The sequence below is a fragment of the Streptomyces sp. NPDC037271 genome, assembly GCF_055603605.1.
Genome location: NZ_JBVJVN010000010.1, coordinates 90814 through 104705, shown reverse-complemented (window position 1 = coordinate 104705; position 13892 = coordinate 90814). Strand labels below are relative to the sequence as shown.

Sequence of the window (13892 nt, the reverse complement as noted above, 5' to 3'; positions counted from 1 at the left end):
CACGCCCCCCCCCCCCCCCCCCCCCCCCCCCCCCCCCCCCCCCCCCCCCCCCACCCCCCTCCCCCCCCCCCCCCCCCCCCCCCCCCCCCCCCCCCCCCGGGCCGGACCGCAGCGAACACGCCATCCCGGTCAGGTATCTGGCGCGTTTCAACTATTGCCATTCCGTCTGCCCGGGCGCAGCCTGGTCCCCGAAAGGCGCTGGGAGCGCTCCCAATCGCGCTTCCACTCCTCGTCCCCAGCCGTCCCCCCACGCGAAAGAAGGACATCATGGCTTGTCATGACCGCATCAAAAGAGCCCGGCGTGCGTCGACCGTCGCCCTCGGCACCCTGACCGCGGCTCTGCTCGCCCTGATCCCCTGGAGCGGCACCGCCGTCGCCCACGGCTCGGTCGTCGACCCCGCCTCCCGCAACTACGGCTGCTGGCAGCGTTGGGGCGACGACTTCCAGAACCCCGCCATGGCCCAGGAAGACCCCATGTGCTGGCAGGCCTGGCAGGACAACCCCAACGCCATGTGGAACTGGAACGGCCTGTACCGCAACGGCTCCGCGGGCAACTTCGAAGCCGTCGTCCCCGACGGCCAGCTGTGCAGCGGCGGCCGGACCGAGGGCGGGCGCTACAACTCCCTCGACACCGTGGGCGCATGGCAGACCACGGACGTCACCGACAACTTCACCGTCAAGCTGTACGACCAGGCCAGCCACGGCGCCGACTACTTCAAGGTCTACGTCACCCGGCAGGGATTCGACCCCGCCACGCAGCCCATGGGCTGGGACGACCTCGAACTGATCGAGACCACGGGCAGGTACGCCCCCAGTCAGAACTACGAGATCCCGGTGAGCACCTCGGGCCTGAGCGGCCGGCACGTCGTCTACACCATCTGGCAGGCGTCGCACATGGACCAGACGTACTTCCTGTGCAGCGACGTCGACTTCGGCTGATCCACGCCACCCCGTCCCCCCACCCCCGCCGGGCGCGCCGCGTCCGGCGGGGACACGGGTCGGTGCGACCGCCCGCGCGACGTGCTTCGCGGCCGCCCCGGGGTGCGGTATACGTCCCCTCATGGACCCCATGGACTACTACGACCTCGGCACCCACGGCCGGACCGTGACGACCTCGTCCCCCGAGGCGCAGCGGTGGTTCGACCGCGGGCTGGTGTGGACGTACGCCTTCCACCACGAGGAGGCCGTCGCCTGCTTCGAGACCGCCGCGGCGGCCGACCCGGACTGCGCCATGGCCCACTGGGGCATCGCCTACGCCCTCGGTCCGAACTACAACAAGCCCTGGGAGGCCTTCGGTGCCGAGGAACTGACGCGGACCGTCGACCGCACCCACGCCGCCGTCGAACTCGCCCAGGAGAAGGCGGCCCGCTCCGCCACCCCGGTCGAACGCGCCCTGGTCGGCGCCCTGCGCGCCCGCTACCCGCAGGCGCGCGCCGTCGAGGACTGCTCGGTGTGGAACGCGCCGTACGCCGAGAGCATGCGGGCCGTGTACGCACTGGCCCCCGACGACCTGGACGTCGCCGCGCTCCACGCCGACGCGCTGATGAACCTGACACCCTGGCAGCTCTGGGACCTGCGCACCGGACTGCCCGCGGAGGGCGCCCGCACCCTGGAGGCGAAGGCCGTCCTCGACCGGGCCCTGGCCGCCGAGGGCGGACGCGAGCACCCCGGCGTCCTGCACCTCTACATCCACCTGATGGAGATGTCCGCCACTCCCGAGGCGGCCCTCGCCGTCGCCGACCGGCTGCGCGGCCTGGTCCCCGATGCCGGACACCTCGCGCACATGCCGTCCCACCTCGAAGTGCTGTGCGGCGACTACCGGCGCGTGGTGTCGGACAACAGCGCCGCGATCGCCGCCGACGAGAAGTACCGCGCGCGGGCCGGGGCGATGAACTTCTACACCCTCTACCGCTCGCACAACCACCACTTCAGGATCTACGGCGCGATGTTCCTCGGTCAGTACGAGGTCGCCCTGGACGCCGCCGCGCGACTGGAGGCGTCCGTCCCCGAGGAACTGCTGCGCGTCGAGAGCCCGCCGATGGCCGACTGGCTCGAGGGCTTCCTGGCCATGCGGGTGCACGTGCTGATCCGGTTCGGCCGCTGGGCGGACGTCCTCCGGCTGCCGCTGCCCGCCGACCCGCGCCTGTACTGCGTGACGACCGCGATGCTCCACTACGCCCGCGGGGTCGCCCTCTCGGCCACCGGCAAGGTCGCCGAGGCGGAGGCCGAACGCGTCCTGTTCCGCGAGGCGGCCGCCCGGGTGCCGCGGACCCGCACCCTGTTCAACAACACCTGCGCCGACATCCTCGCCATCGCCTCCGCCATGCTCGACGGCGAACTGGAGTACCGCAAGGGCGATCACGCCGCCGCCTTCGCCGCCCTGGAGCGGTCGGTCGAACTGGACGACAACCTCCCCTACGACGAACCGTGGGGCTGGATGCAGCCCACCCGGCACGCCTACGGAGCCCTGCTCCTGGAACAGGGCCGGGTCACCGAGGCCGAGGCGGTCTACCGGGCCGACCTGGGTCTCGACGACACCCTTCCCCGCCCCCTGCAGCACCCGGGGAACGTCTGGGCCCTGCACGGACTCCACGAGTGCCTGGCGCGCCTGGGCAAGGAGGGGGAGGCGCGGATCGTGGCACAGCAGCTGAAGCTCGCCACCGCCCTGGCGGACGTACCGGTCGAGGCCTCCTGTTTCTGCCGCCTCGACACCGCGCCCGCCACCGGTGGTGCGGACGGCTGCTGCGCCACGGACCACTGAGCGTCCCGGTTGAGCGTCCCGGTTCGGGTCAGACGTTGACGCCGAAGTCCGCGGCGATGCCCGCCAGGCCCGAGGCGTACCCCTGCCCGACCGCCCGGAACTTCCACTCGGCGCCGTGCCGGTACAGCTCGCCGAAGACCATCGCGGTCTCGGTCGACGCGTCCTCGGAGAGGTCGTAGCGGGCGAGTTCCTGGTTGCCCGCCTGGTTGACGACGCGGATGAAGGCGTTGCGGACCTGGCCGAAGCTCTGCCCGCGGTTCTCCGCGTCGTGGATGGAGACCGGGAAGACGATCCTGTCGACCTCGGCGGGGACGGCGGCGAGGTTCACCTTGACCGCCTCGTCGTCGCCCTCGCCCTCGCCGGTGAGGTTGTCGCCGGTGTGCTCCACCGAGCCGTCCGGGCTGGTCAGGTTGTTGTAGAAGACGAAGTGCCCGTCCGAGAGCACCTTGCCGGAGGTGTCGAGGAGCAGTGCGGAGGCGTCGAGGTCGTAGTCGGTACCGGTCGTGGTGCGCACGTCCCAGCCGAGGCCGACGACGACGGCGGTCAGGCCGGGCGCCTCCTTGCTGAGCGAGACGTTGCCGCCCTTGGCCAGGGAAACTCCCACTGCGTTCTCCTTCGTCAGGTCTGCTGGATGACTTCCGCCGATCACGCTACCCGACGCACTACAGTGCTGTAGAAGTATGCCCTTCTATACGATGTGACCTCGGAAGGCGGACAGCGGCGGAAGGAGGCGGGACGTGATGGATCACCGGCGTCCGCGGCGGCGGGGGCAGGGCGAGCTGGAGGCGCTGGTGCTGTCGGCGCTGTGCGAGGCGGACGGGCCCGCGACGGCCGGCTGGGTGCAGGAGCGCCTGGGCGGCGACCTCGCCTACACCACCGTGATCACGATCCTGACCCGATTGCTGGAGAAGGGCGCGGTCAGCCGCGAGCGCGCGGGCCGTTCCTTCGCCTGGACACCCGCCTCCGACCAGGCGGGCCTCGCCGCGCGGAAGATGCGCAAGGTCCTGGACGCCGAGAGCGACCGGGAAGCGGTGCTGGCCAGCTTCGTCACCGGTCTCGACCCGGACGACGAGCGGCTGCTGCGCGAACTCCTGGGACACGCGCGCGATGTGGGGGACGGCTGACGCCGCATGGGTGTATTCGTCTTCCTGCCGCTGGTCCTGCCCTTGACGGCCTGGCCGATCGCCCGGCTGGCCGAACAGCATCTGCACCCGCGGAGTGCGACCAGGCTGCTCACCGCGGTGGCCGCCGTGATGGCCCTGTGCAGCACGGTGTGCCTGGCCCTGGTGATGGTGGTCGGCACCGCGCAACTGCCGGGCAACCCCCTGCCGGACGGCTGGTCCGACCCCGAGGTGCGGGCGGCGGTGCCGTACGACGAGGTCGTCGGCAAGGCGGCGATCCCCGCGTTGTGCGCGGTGGTCGTGGCCTCGGCGCGGGCCCTGTGGCGGCACGGCAGGGTGCGTCGCCGCGCCCACCGCGCGCTGGCCGGACTGCCGGGGACCGGAGTGGCCGTACTCCCGGACGAGGTGCCCTACGCGTACGCGCTGCCCGGCGGCCGCCGGGACCGCGTGGTGGTGAGCACGGCCCTGCTCGACTGCCTCGAACCGGCAGAGCGCCGCGCGCTGTTCGCGCACGAGCGGGCCCACCTGACCGCCCGGCACCATCGCTTCCTGCTCGCCGTCCGGCTCGCCGCCCTGGCCAACCCGTTCCTGCGGCCCCTGCGGACCGCCGTCTCCTACACGGCGGAGCGGTGGGCGGACGAGGAGGCCGCGCGGACGGTCGGCGACCGCCGCGCGGTGGCGACCGCGATCGGCAAGGCGGCCCTGGTCTCCCGGGGCACCCCGGTCGCCACCCTCGCCGGCCTCGCGGCGCCCGGCCCGGTACCGCGCCGGGTGGCGGCCCTGCTGGGCCCCGCGCCCGCTGTCCGCACCTGGCCCCCGGTGTTCACCTCGGTGGGCCTGGCGGCATGGGCCGCGGCCGCCGGAACCGCCGTGTCGGCGATGTCGTCCGCGAACGCCGCCGTCACGATGTTCCTCATCCTCCGCGCCGCGACGCCCCTCTGAGCGTCTCGCGTCTCCCCTCCGAAAACACCCACGCGATCCCGGGGCACTGAGGTGGTCCGGGATTCCATCGGCGGACGGCCGCCCCCCTGGCACCGCGGTGGCCCTGTGGTAGCTTGCGGGAGCCAGTCGAACCCACCTGGTGGGTCAGGGAATCCGGTGCGAATCCGGAGCTGACGCGCAGCGGTGAGGGGGACGGGCGGGACAACGGCCACTGGGCGGCACAAGCCGTCCGGGAAGGCGTCCCGCCCGGGCGATCCCGAGTCCGAAGACCTGCTGGCACCCGCGCCGCGTACGGCGCGGGCCACACCGTACGAACGGGCTTCGCGTATGAGCCCTCGACGCCAGAGGATCTTCCATGTCCGCAGCGCGCCCCGCCGGCTTCCGCCGCTCCTTCCGTTCTTTCCGTCCCTTCCGCTCCCGCTTCCCGCTGCTGCTGTCCGGTGCCCTGCTGGCGTCCGGCTGCGGTTCCGGAACGACCGCCACCGACTCCGCGGCGCCGGCCGAGGCAGCCGGTTATCCACGCACCGTCAGTGACTGCGGGCACAAGGTGGAGATCACCGCGCCACCCGAACGGGCCGTCTCCCTCAACCAGGGCACCACGGAGATCCTGCTCTCGCTGGGCCTGGCCGACCGGATGGCGGGGACTGCCACCTGGACCGACCCGGTCATGAAGGGCCTGGAGAAGGCGAACGCCGGTGTGCCCCGGCTCGCCGACAACATGCCCTCCTTCGAGAAGGTCCTGGACGCCGACCCCGACTTCGTCGCGGCCTCCTTCGCCTCCACGCTCGGCTCCGGCGGCGTGGCCACGCGCGAGCAGTTCACCGAACTCGGGGTGCCCGCCTACCTGTCCCCGTCCGACTGCGTCGGCAAGGACAACGGCGGCGACGGCGACGGCGTCCGCAGCGAGCCCCTGACCATGGACACCGTCTACGGCGAAGTCCACGACCTGGCCCGGGTGTTCGGCGTCGAGCAGCGCGGCGAAGAACTGGTCGCGGACCTGAAGGCGCGGGTCGAGAAGGCCACCTCGGGCGTCGACGCCTCCGGTGTCACCCTCATGTACTGGTTCGCCAACTCCACTTCGCCCTACATGGCGGGCTGCTGCGGCGCCCCCGGCATCATGACCCGCGCGCTCGGCGCGGAGAACGCCATGGACGACACCCACGAGGAATGGCCCCAGGTCGGCTGGGAAACCGTCGCCGACCGAGACCCCGACGTCCTCGTCGTCGGAGACCTCACCCGCAAGTCCCAGACGGCCGAGACCGCCGCGAAGAAGATCGAGTTCCTGGAGTCCGACCCCGTCACCAAGAACATGACCGCCGTCAGGAAGAAGCGGTACGTGCTGCTGAGCGGGCAGGCCATGAACCCCACCATCCGCACCGTCGAGGGCGTGGAGAAGGTGGCGGCGGCGCTGCGCGCGTACGGCCTCACCAAGTGACGTCCGGAAGCCGGATGACGCCGGGAAGCCGGATGACGCCGGGAAGCCGGATGACGCCGGGAAGCCGGATGACGTCCACGAGCCGGGGGACCCCCGGCCTACGCGCGGCCGGCCGCCGCTACCCGGTGTGGGCGGCGGCCGGCTTCGTCGCCCTGTGCGCCTCCGTGGCCGTCGCCGTCACCATCGGTCCCGCGGACATCGGCGTCGGCGAGGTCTGGTCCGTGGTCGTCTCCCATCTCGGCGGCGGTACCCCCGGCGTGGACGTCACCCCGATCCGCGACGGCATCGTCTGGAACCTGCGGCTGCCCCGAACCCTCCTCGCGGCGGTGTGCGGTGCAGGCCTCGCCGTGTGCGGCGCCGTACTCCAGTCCCTGCTGCGCAACCCGCTCGCCGACCCCTTCGTCCTGGGCGTCTCCTCCGGTGCCTCGACCGGTGCCGTCCTGGTCGTCGTCCTCGGCGTGGGCGGCGGCGCGCTGTCCGTGTCGGGCGGGGCGTTCATCGGGGCGGTCTGCTCCTTCGCGCTGGTGATGCTGCTCAGTCACAGCCTCGGCGGCACCCCGGACCGGGTGGTGCTCGCCGGCGTGGCGGCGATGCAGCTGTTCTCCGCGCTCACGTCGTTCGTCGTGATGACCGCGGCCGACGCCGAGACCACCCGCGGCGTGCTGTTCTGGCTGCTCGGCTCGCTCGGCGGGGCGGGCTGGACGGACGTGTGGACGGGTACGGCGGTCCTGGTCGTGGTCCTGGCCGTGTGCCTCGGGTACGCCGGGACACTGGACGCCTTCGCGTTCGGTCAGGACGCGGCGGCCACGCTCGGCGTCCACGTGGCCCGCACCCGGCTGGTCCTGCTGTGCGCCACCGCCCTGCTCACCGCGGCCCTGGTCGCCTCGGCCGGGGCCATCGGCTTCGTCGGCCTGGTGCTGCCGCACGCCGTACGGGCGTTGACCGGCCCCGGACACGCCCGGCTGCTGCCGGTCTGCGCGCTCGCCGGGGCGGTGTTCCTGGTGTGGGTCGACACCCTGGCCCGTACCGTTCTCGAACCCCAGGAGGTCCCGGTGGGCGTGATGACCTCGCTCATCGGCGTGCCCGCCTTCGTCCTCGTCCTGTACCGCACCAGGAGGACACGGTGACGCTGAACGCCGAGCGGGTCTCCCGCGCCGCCGGCGGGCGGCTCATCCTGGACGGCGTCGACCTGGCCCCCCGGCCCGGCGCCATGACCGGACTGCTCGGCCCCAACGGCTCGGGCAAGTCCACCCTGCTGCGGCTGCTGGCCGGCGTGCTCACCCCCGCCTCCGGCGTCGTCACCCTCGACGGCCGCCCGCTGGACCGGGCGGGCCGCAGGGACGTCGCCCGGCGGGTGGCCGTGGTCGAGCAGCAGGCGGACACGCAGGTCGAACTGACCGTCCGGGACGTCGTCCGGCTCGGCCGGATCCCGCACCGCCGCGCCTGGACGCCGACGTCGGCGTCCGACGAGGAGGCGGTCACGGACGCCCTGGAACGCACCGGACTGACCGGGCAGGCGGACCGGCTCTGGCACACCCTCTCCGGCGGCGAACGCCAGCGCGTCCAGATCGCCCGCGCCCTCGCCCAGCAGCCGCGGGAACTCCTGCTGGACGAACCGACCAACCACCTCGACATACAGCACCAGCTCGACGTACTGACCCTGGTCGCCGCCCTGCCCGTCACCAGTGTGGTCGCCCTCCACGACCTCAACCTCGCGGCGATGTACTGCGACCACCTCGTGGTGCTGTCCGAGGGGCGGGTCGTGGCCTGTGGCGATCCCGCCGAGGTCCTGACCGCGGACCTGGTCGCCGAGGTCTACCGGGTGCACGCCGAGATCGCCCCCACCGGGCCGGGCGGCCGCCCGCACGTCCGGTTCCTCGGCACACTGACGGACGCTCCCCGGGCGGGTGACGGTGCTCGGCTCGGCAGCCCGGGCACCACCGCATCGCTCGAGCGGCGCAAGCGACGCGGCTGAGACGGCGCACAGGCCCGAGCCGCCGACCGCCCCGCGGCCCCGGCGGACCCCGGACACCGCCGAGCGGCCGGTCTCACGGCTGCGCCGCGGGGGCGACGGAAGGGACCGCGCTGATCCGCACCCGCCGTGGTCCGGATACTGGCCGGGACGCCTCTCCCGCCCTGACACCACAGGGCGTGGGGCGTGCGCCATGCCCAGTCACCGGCGGCCGAATCGGCGGCGTCCCCCACCGAGCCGGCGCTCTTCCCGGGCGGCATGCCCGGCCCGGCCCCTCGCTCCGCCGGACTCGCCGCCGCACCGGACGGCTCGGTCCTTCGGTCCTGCCGTCCGAGCGGTCAGTCCGTCAGCCCGGCGGCGAGTGCGGCCCCCAGTTCCCAGCAGGCTTCCAATTCGGCCTTGCCGGGCTCACCGGCCACGCTCACCGCCGGCGCCGCGCGCTGCCAGCCGAGGCCGGTCGTGACCGACTCGATGCCGCGCACCGCGCCGGTGGTGTCGCTGCCGCCGTGCACGTAGTAGCCGAAGGGCCGGCCCCGCGTCTCGTCCAGACAGGGGTAGTAGACCTGGTCGAAGAAGTGCTTCAGGGCGCCGGACATGTAGCCCAGGTTGGCCGGAGTGCCCAGCAGGTATCCGTCGGCCTCCAGCACGTCGACCGCCGTCGCCGCCAGCGCCGCCCGCCTGACCACCCGTACCCCTTCGATCTCGGGTGCGGTCGCCCCGGACAGGACGGCTTCCAGCATCGCCCGGCAGTTGGGCGACGGCGTGTGATGCACGATCAGCAGAGTAGGCACACCCGAAGCCTGCCGCCCGGCACCCGCCGGCCGCAAGAAGCGCCACCCCGTCCGGAGCACGGCGCACCCGGCGTTCCGTCGGCCGGGGTGCGTCCGCCCGGCCCGCGGACTCCAGCGCTCCGCGCGCTCGCGGACCTGCCGCTTCTCCCGCTCCGGCGCCTGCTCGGCGCCGCGGACCTTCCTCTCGGCCCCCGTGAGGCCGGCACGGTGGTCCCCCCCGACGTGCCGGAGCCCCACCCTGCCACGGCGGCCGCCGTGCGGACCGCCCGTCCCTGCGGACCCGATGGCCGGGTGCTTCCCGGTCGCAGCGCCCGGCCTGCCGTATCACCGGCTGTTTGCAGTCCGGTCCCGCGGCAACCCGGGCGCGGACACAGGACCGACGCAGTGGAGGCGCCATGCTGCTCAGCCGTGGGAGAACCGCACGTTCCGCCGCCGCGACCGTGCTGGCCGCGGCGGCCCTGGCACTGAGCGGATGCGGCGGGGACGACAGTTTCGAACTGCAGGACTGGCATGCCCCCGGCCAGAACGCGAGCGTCGGCGACGTCCTGATCCGCTACGCCCACGTGGCGGAGCCCAAGGGGGAACCGTGGCGACCGGGTGACGACGTCCCGGCCTACGTCTGGCTCATGAACGAGGGGGACAGCGCCGACCGCCTGGTGGGCGCCGGCAGCCCCGACGCGGAGTCGGTGAGCATCGTGAACGCGGACGGCAAGGCCCTGCCGGACGGGGTGGAACTGCCGCCGGACAAGCTGCGGCAACTGGAGCCGAGCAACAACCACCTGCTGCTGCGGGACGTGCGCGAGGCCGTCCGCGGCGGTGACTTCCTGAAGATCACCCTGACCTTCGAGAAGGCAGGATCCGTCACGTTCAACATCCAGTCGCAGATCCCCGCCTACGACTCCAGCCCTTCCCCCAGTGAGTGATCCCGCCGGTCCCCACGGGCCCCCGCCGGCCCCTCCACGGGTACACTGAGGCCGTTCGCGTTCGATCGGACGACCAGGACGACAGGGAGGTGAGGTCGATGACCGTGCTCCAAGCCGCCTCTCGCGGCGCCCGGGTCTCCCTCGCGTCCCGGGCCACGACCTGACCCAGACGAACGCAACCCAGAAACGGATCCTCATCCCGTCATGTCCCGCACCTGGAACACCCGCGCCGAGACCGGCGCCGACGTCCCCGCCATCCGTGACATCGTCCGCACCGCCTTTCCCACGCCGGAAGAGGCCGCCCTCGTCGACGCTCTGCGCGCCGACCCCGAGGCCTGGATCGACGGCCTGTCCCTCGTCGCCGTGGACGGAGACGACCGCCCCGTGGGCCACGCCCTGCTGACCCGCTGCCACATCGGGGACAGCCCGGCGCTCTGCCTGGCACCCGTCGCCGTCCGGCCCGAGCTCCAGCACGGCGGCGCCGGCTCCGCGGCCGTCCGGGCGGCGCTCGCCGCGGCCGAGCGCCTGGGCGAGCGCCATGTCGTCGTCCTCGGACACCCGCGGTACTACCCGCGGTTCGGCTTCGGCCGGGCCTCCGTCCACGGGATCAGCCTGACCATCGACGTTCCGGACGAGGCACTCATGGCCCTCACCCTGGACGCCGCCCACCCGCTGCCCGCCGGCACCGTCCGCTACGCGGCACCGTTCGGCATCTGACCGGCGGCCGGCCCACCGTGCCGCGCCGCGCGAGCGGTTCGAGCGCGGTGGCGCGCGGCCGAGGTGCCCGGCAAGCGGAAGGGGCCGCCCACCGTGCGTGGTGGGCGGCCCCTGTCAGGCCGTGACGTGCCGTGGGCCGACGGCTCAGCCGACCGGGGACGCCGGTCCGCTGTCCGCCTTCGACGGGGTGTCACCGGAGCGCTGCGCCGGTACGGAGACCGTGCCGCCGGCGACCTCGCCGGCTTCCTCGGCCAGACGCTCCATGCCGCTGGTGGTCTTCAGCGGCTTCTCCTTGATGAAGACCACGGCGACCAGAGCCAGCAGCGCGAACGGGGTGGCGACGAGGAACAGGTCGGCGGTGGCGACACCGTAGGCGTGCTCCACGATCTCCCGCATCGGTGCGGGCAGCGTGCTCATGTCCGGGACGGCCCCGTGACCGCCGCCCGAGCCGCCCTCGGCGGCACCGGCGGCACCGGCCTTCTCCAGGCCCTTGGTCATCTCGCTCGCGACCCGGTTGGCGAGGATCGCGCCGAGGACGCTGGTGCCGATCGTGCCGCCCATGCTGCGGAAGAAGGACAGCACCGAGGTCGCGGCGCCCAGCTCGGCAGCGGGGACGTCGTTCTGTGCGGCGAGCACCAGGTTCTGCATCAGCATGCCGACGCCGACGCCGAGGACGGCCATGTAGATGCTGAGCAGCCCGAAGTGGGTGTCGGCGTCGATCAGGGAGAGCAGGGCGAGGCCGACGGTCATGATGACCGCGCCCGCCACCAGGTAGCCCTTCCACTTTCCGGTCCGGCTGATCAGCTGTCCGGCGACGGTGGACGAGACCAGCAGGCCCAGGATCATCGGCAGGCTCATCAGGCCCGCGACGGTCGGCGACTTGCCCAGGGACACCTGGAAGTACTGCGAGAGGAAGACGGTTCCGCCGAACATGGCGACACCGACCAGGAGGCTGGCGACCGTGGTCAGGGTGACCGTGCGGTTCCTGAAGATGTCGAGCGGGATGACCGGCTCGGCGGTGCGGGCCTCGACGAGGACCGCCAGGCCCAGCAGCAGCACACCGCCGATGACGAGCGCGGCGGTCTGCCAGGACGCCCAGTCGAACCGGTTGCCGGCCAGCGAGACCCAGATGAGCAGCGCGCAGACACCGGCGACGATCAGGAAGGCGCCGAGCCAGTCGATCTTCGCCTGGCGCTTGACGGTGGGCAGCTTCAGCGTGCGCTGCAACAGGAGGATGGCCAGCAGGGCGAAGGGCACGCCGATGAAGAAGCACCAGCGCCAGCCCAGCCACGACGTGTCGACCAGCACGCCGCCGATCAGCGGTCCGGCCACGGTGCCCACGGCGAAGACGGCACCGAAGATGCCGGAGTACTTGCCCAGTTCCCGGGGCGGGATGACGGCGGCCATGACGACCTGGGCGAGCGCGGTCAGGCCGCCCGCGCCGATGCCCTGCACGACCCGGCTGAAGATCAGCAGCGTCGTGTCGTGCGAGAAGCCCGCCAGCAGCGAGCCGACCACGAACATGAGGAGCGAGAGCTGGAGCAGCAGCTTCTTGTTGAAGAGGTCGGACAGCTTGCCCCACAGGGGCACCGTCGCGGTCATGGCCAGCAGTTCGGCGGTGACGACCCAGGTGTAGGAGGACTGGCTGGCGCCCAGGTCGGCGATGATCGTCGGCAGCGCGTTGGACACGACGGTGCCCGCCAGGATGGCGACGAACATGCCGGCCATCAGGCCGGACATGGCCTGGAGTATCTGCCGTTGGTTCATGGAGGTGGGAGGCGCGTCGGCGGGCGCCTGAGCTGCGGTCACGACTTCTCTTTCGACGGTGGTGATCGGTGATCCGCGCGGTCCGGGCGGGAACGTCGGGTCCTCGGGCGCGCGGGTCGGAAGGTGGGGGCACCGGGTCGGCTCGGAAGCCGGACGGCCGGTGCGGTGGACTACGCGGGCGGCGCCGGCAGCCCGGCGGCGAGGAGGGTGAACACCTCCTGGAACACGTCGCGGAAGGCGCGCTCCTTCGGGCGGGCGCACCAGTGATCGATGCTGGCCCGGACGGCGGTGACCGCCACCGCGGCCAGCAGCCGGGGGTAGAGGTCCAGGGCCTGGCGCCGCTCCTCGTCGGACGCGGCCGGTGGTGCGGGGGCGCCTGCAGGGAGGCCGGCGCCGAAGCGGATCCGTTCGGCGATGGCCTCGGCCAGTTCCGTCTCGTCCGCCAGGTGCGCGCCGAGACTGCGCACGAACAGGTGCGGCGCGGCGCGCAGCACCTCACCGTGCAGACGCCACAGCTCGCGCTGCTGCTCGGCCTCGGCCAGCTCCGCCGCCAGGGCGTCGCGCAGGGCTTCGAGCGGGGTGAGGGCGGCCGGTGCGGCGAGTAGCGCCCGGCGCACGTGCGCGCTGGTCTCGGCGCCGGTCAGGACGAAGACGTCGTCGCGGGTGTCGAAGTAGTTGAAGAAGGTGCGCACCGATACCCCGGCCGCGGCGCTGATCGCCTCGACGGTGACCTTCTCCGCCCCGTGCTCGGCGGCCAGACGTATCGCGGCCTCGGTGAGGGCGGCACGCGTGGCCCGCTTCTTCCGCTCCCGCAGGCCGCCGCCTGTGGCGCTCTTCTCCGACATAAGTTGCATGGTATGCAAAGATGCATGTCATGCAAAATTAGGGGCGGGCGTCGATTCCCGAACACGGTCGACGTCCGGCGGCGGATCGACGCCGGCCGACCGGACACCGCCTGCCGGGCAGCTGCGGTTGCCCGGTCCCTCGGTTTCCAGGACGCCGCCGAACAAGAAGGAGCGAAGAACGAGGAGCACGGGGCGCTCTCCTTCCGGCTCACCCCCTGGGTGTCTTGGGGAAGGACCGCGACAGAGACACCCCGGGGTATCGCCAGTGCGTGCTCCTCGAGGCGGCGGTGAAACGCGGGGCGCGATGCCCTCCGCCGTACGGACCGGGCAACTCCTGCGTATCACTGTCGAGTTGGGGTACACGGTGCGTCAGCACGGTCGGCGCCGGGGTCGGCGCCGGGGCCGACCGTGCTCCTGGTGTCAGGCACGGGCGCAGACGCCGCGGGCTGCGAGCAGCGCCCGGACGCCGGAGCCGATCGACGGCCGGCGCCGCCGGGTACGCGCGGCACCGGCGGAAACCGACGTGACCCGAACGGCCCTGTCGGGTACCCGACCGGTCTGCGCAGGGTTGGGATGTGGACGGGCACCCCCGTGCCCACGCGGCCCGACCGCCGTCCC

13 protein-coding genes and 1 riboswitch are annotated in these 13892 nt (G+C 72.8%); of the genes, 9 read left to right on the top strand and 4 right to left on the bottom strand.

All coding sequences use genetic code 11. The features are described 5' to 3' along the window. Positions 1-267: 267 nt before the first annotated feature. Complete coding sequence (locus tag ACZ7G3_RS19110) at positions 268-939, top strand: lytic polysaccharide monooxygenase auxiliary activity family 9 protein (protein ID WP_470926948.1); 672 nt, start codon at positions 268-270, stop codon at positions 937-939. 130 nt (positions 940-1069) lie between these two features. Next, the gene (locus ACZ7G3_RS19105; protein WP_470927133.1) at positions 1070-2761 is read left to right on the top strand and encodes a hypothetical protein; all 1692 of its coding nucleotides are present in this window, start codon (positions 1070-1072) and stop codon (positions 2759-2761) included. A gap of 28 nt (positions 2762-2789) precedes the next feature. On the opposite strand, the gene ACZ7G3_RS19100 is transcribed toward ACZ7G3_RS19105, so the two are convergent. Next, entirely contained in the window at positions 2790-3365 is a 576-nt protein-coding gene (locus tag ACZ7G3_RS19100; RefSeq protein WP_426597656.1) for a TerD family protein, read from the bottom strand. Between the two features lie 136 nt (positions 3366-3501). Between ACZ7G3_RS19100 and ACZ7G3_RS19095 the strand changes: the two genes are divergently transcribed. The 5 genes from ACZ7G3_RS19095 (at position 3502) to ACZ7G3_RS19075 (ending at position 8234) form a co-directional block, all read left to right on the top strand. Continuing rightward, the gene (locus tag ACZ7G3_RS19095; protein WP_426597655.1) at positions 3502-3885 is read left to right on the top strand and encodes a BlaI/MecI/CopY family transcriptional regulator; all 384 of its coding nucleotides are present in this window, start codon (positions 3502-3504) and stop codon (positions 3883-3885) included. 6 nt (positions 3886-3891) lie between these two features. Then, positions 3892-4824 carry a M56 family metallopeptidase gene (locus ACZ7G3_RS19090; protein WP_426597654.1) on the top strand — a complete coding sequence of 311 codons (933 nt, stop codon included), beginning with the start codon at positions 3892-3894 and terminating at the stop codon, positions 4822-4824. Positions 4825-4930: 106 nt separating this feature from the next. Then, positions 4931-5116: riboswitch (cobalamin riboswitch) on the top strand. A 63-nt stretch (positions 5117-5179) separates the two neighbouring features. Beyond that, entirely contained in the window at positions 5180-6259 is a 1080-nt protein-coding gene (locus tag ACZ7G3_RS19085; protein ID WP_470926945.1) for an ABC transporter substrate-binding protein, read from the top strand. A gap of 32 nt (positions 6260-6291) precedes the next feature. Beyond that, positions 6292-7386, top strand: a complete 1095-nt coding sequence (locus ACZ7G3_RS19080) for a FecCD family ABC transporter permease (RefSeq protein ID WP_470926943.1) — start codon at positions 6292-6294, stop codon at positions 7384-7386. Next, a complete protein-coding gene (locus ACZ7G3_RS19075) occupies positions 7383-8234 on the top strand; it encodes an ABC transporter ATP-binding protein (protein WP_426597651.1) in 852 nt (283 codons plus the stop codon). The genes ACZ7G3_RS19080 and ACZ7G3_RS19075 overlap by 4 nt, the downstream gene beginning before the upstream one ends. A gap of 335 nt (positions 8235-8569) precedes the next feature. Here the strand turns inward: ACZ7G3_RS19075 and ACZ7G3_RS19070 are convergent, their stop codons facing one another. Then, positions 8570-9022 (bottom strand): flavodoxin family protein, encoded by a 453-nt coding sequence (locus ACZ7G3_RS19070; RefSeq protein ID WP_470926940.1) that lies wholly within the window; start codon positions 9020-9022, stop codon positions 8570-8572. Positions 9023-9417: 395 nt separating this feature from the next. On the opposite strand from ACZ7G3_RS19070, the gene ACZ7G3_RS19065 reads away from it, so the two are divergent. After that, positions 9418-9945 carry a copper chaperone PCu(A)C gene (locus ACZ7G3_RS19065; protein ID WP_426597649.1) on the top strand — a complete coding sequence of 176 codons (528 nt, stop codon included), beginning with the start codon at positions 9418-9420 and terminating at the stop codon, positions 9943-9945. A 204-nt stretch (positions 9946-10149) separates the two neighbouring features. Beyond that, the gene (locus ACZ7G3_RS19060; protein ID WP_470926938.1) at positions 10150-10662 is read left to right on the top strand and encodes a GNAT family N-acetyltransferase; all 513 of its coding nucleotides are present in this window, start codon (positions 10150-10152) and stop codon (positions 10660-10662) included. A gap of 144 nt (positions 10663-10806) precedes the next feature. On the opposite strand, the gene ACZ7G3_RS19055 is transcribed toward ACZ7G3_RS19060, so the two are convergent. After that, positions 10807-12429: an MDR family MFS transporter gene (locus tag ACZ7G3_RS19055; protein ID WP_470927132.1), complete on the bottom strand. Its 1623-nt coding sequence runs from the start codon at positions 12427-12429 to the stop codon at positions 10807-10809. 170 nt (positions 12430-12599) lie between these two features. Further along, positions 12600-13283 carry a TetR/AcrR family transcriptional regulator gene (locus ACZ7G3_RS19050; protein WP_426597647.1) on the bottom strand — a complete coding sequence of 228 codons (684 nt, stop codon included), beginning with the start codon at positions 13281-13283 and terminating at the stop codon, positions 12600-12602. Positions 13284-13892 lie beyond the last annotated feature (609 nt).

Excerpts from the sequence above, each read along its gene's own strand:
- ACZ7G3_RS19110 (WP_470926948.1), top strand. The coding sequence starts at position 268 with ATGGCTTGTCATGACCGCATCAAAAGAGCCCGGCGTGCGTCGACCGTC.
- ACZ7G3_RS19105 (WP_470927133.1), top strand. The coding sequence starts at position 1,070 with ATGGACTACTACGACCTCGGCACCCACGGCCGGACCGTGACGACCTCG.
- ACZ7G3_RS19095 (WP_426597655.1), top strand. The coding sequence starts at position 3,502 with ATGGATCACCGGCGTCCGCGGCGGCGGGGGCAGGGCGAGCTGGAGGCG.
- ACZ7G3_RS19090 (WP_426597654.1), top strand. The coding sequence starts at position 3,892 with ATGGGTGTATTCGTCTTCCTGCCGCTGGTCCTGCCCTTGACGGCCTGG.
- ACZ7G3_RS19085 (WP_470926945.1), top strand. The coding sequence starts at position 5,180 with ATGTCCGCAGCGCGCCCCGCCGGCTTCCGCCGCTCCTTCCGTTCTTTC.
- ACZ7G3_RS19080 (WP_470926943.1), top strand. The coding sequence starts at position 6,292 with ATGACGCCGGGAAGCCGGATGACGCCGGGAAGCCGGATGACGTCCACG.
- ACZ7G3_RS19065 (WP_426597649.1), top strand. The coding sequence starts at position 9,418 with ATGCTGCTCAGCCGTGGGAGAACCGCACGTTCCGCCGCCGCGACCGTG.
- ACZ7G3_RS19060 (WP_470926938.1), top strand. The coding sequence starts at position 10,150 with ATGTCCCGCACCTGGAACACCCGCGCCGAGACCGGCGCCGACGTCCCC.
- ACZ7G3_RS19055 (WP_470927132.1), bottom strand. The coding sequence starts at position 12,429 with ATGAACCAACGGCAGATACTCCAGGCCATGTCCGGCCTGATGGCCGGC.
- ACZ7G3_RS19050 (WP_426597647.1), bottom strand. The coding sequence starts at position 13,283 with ATGCAACTTATGTCGGAGAAGAGCGCCACAGGCGGCGGCCTGCGGGAG.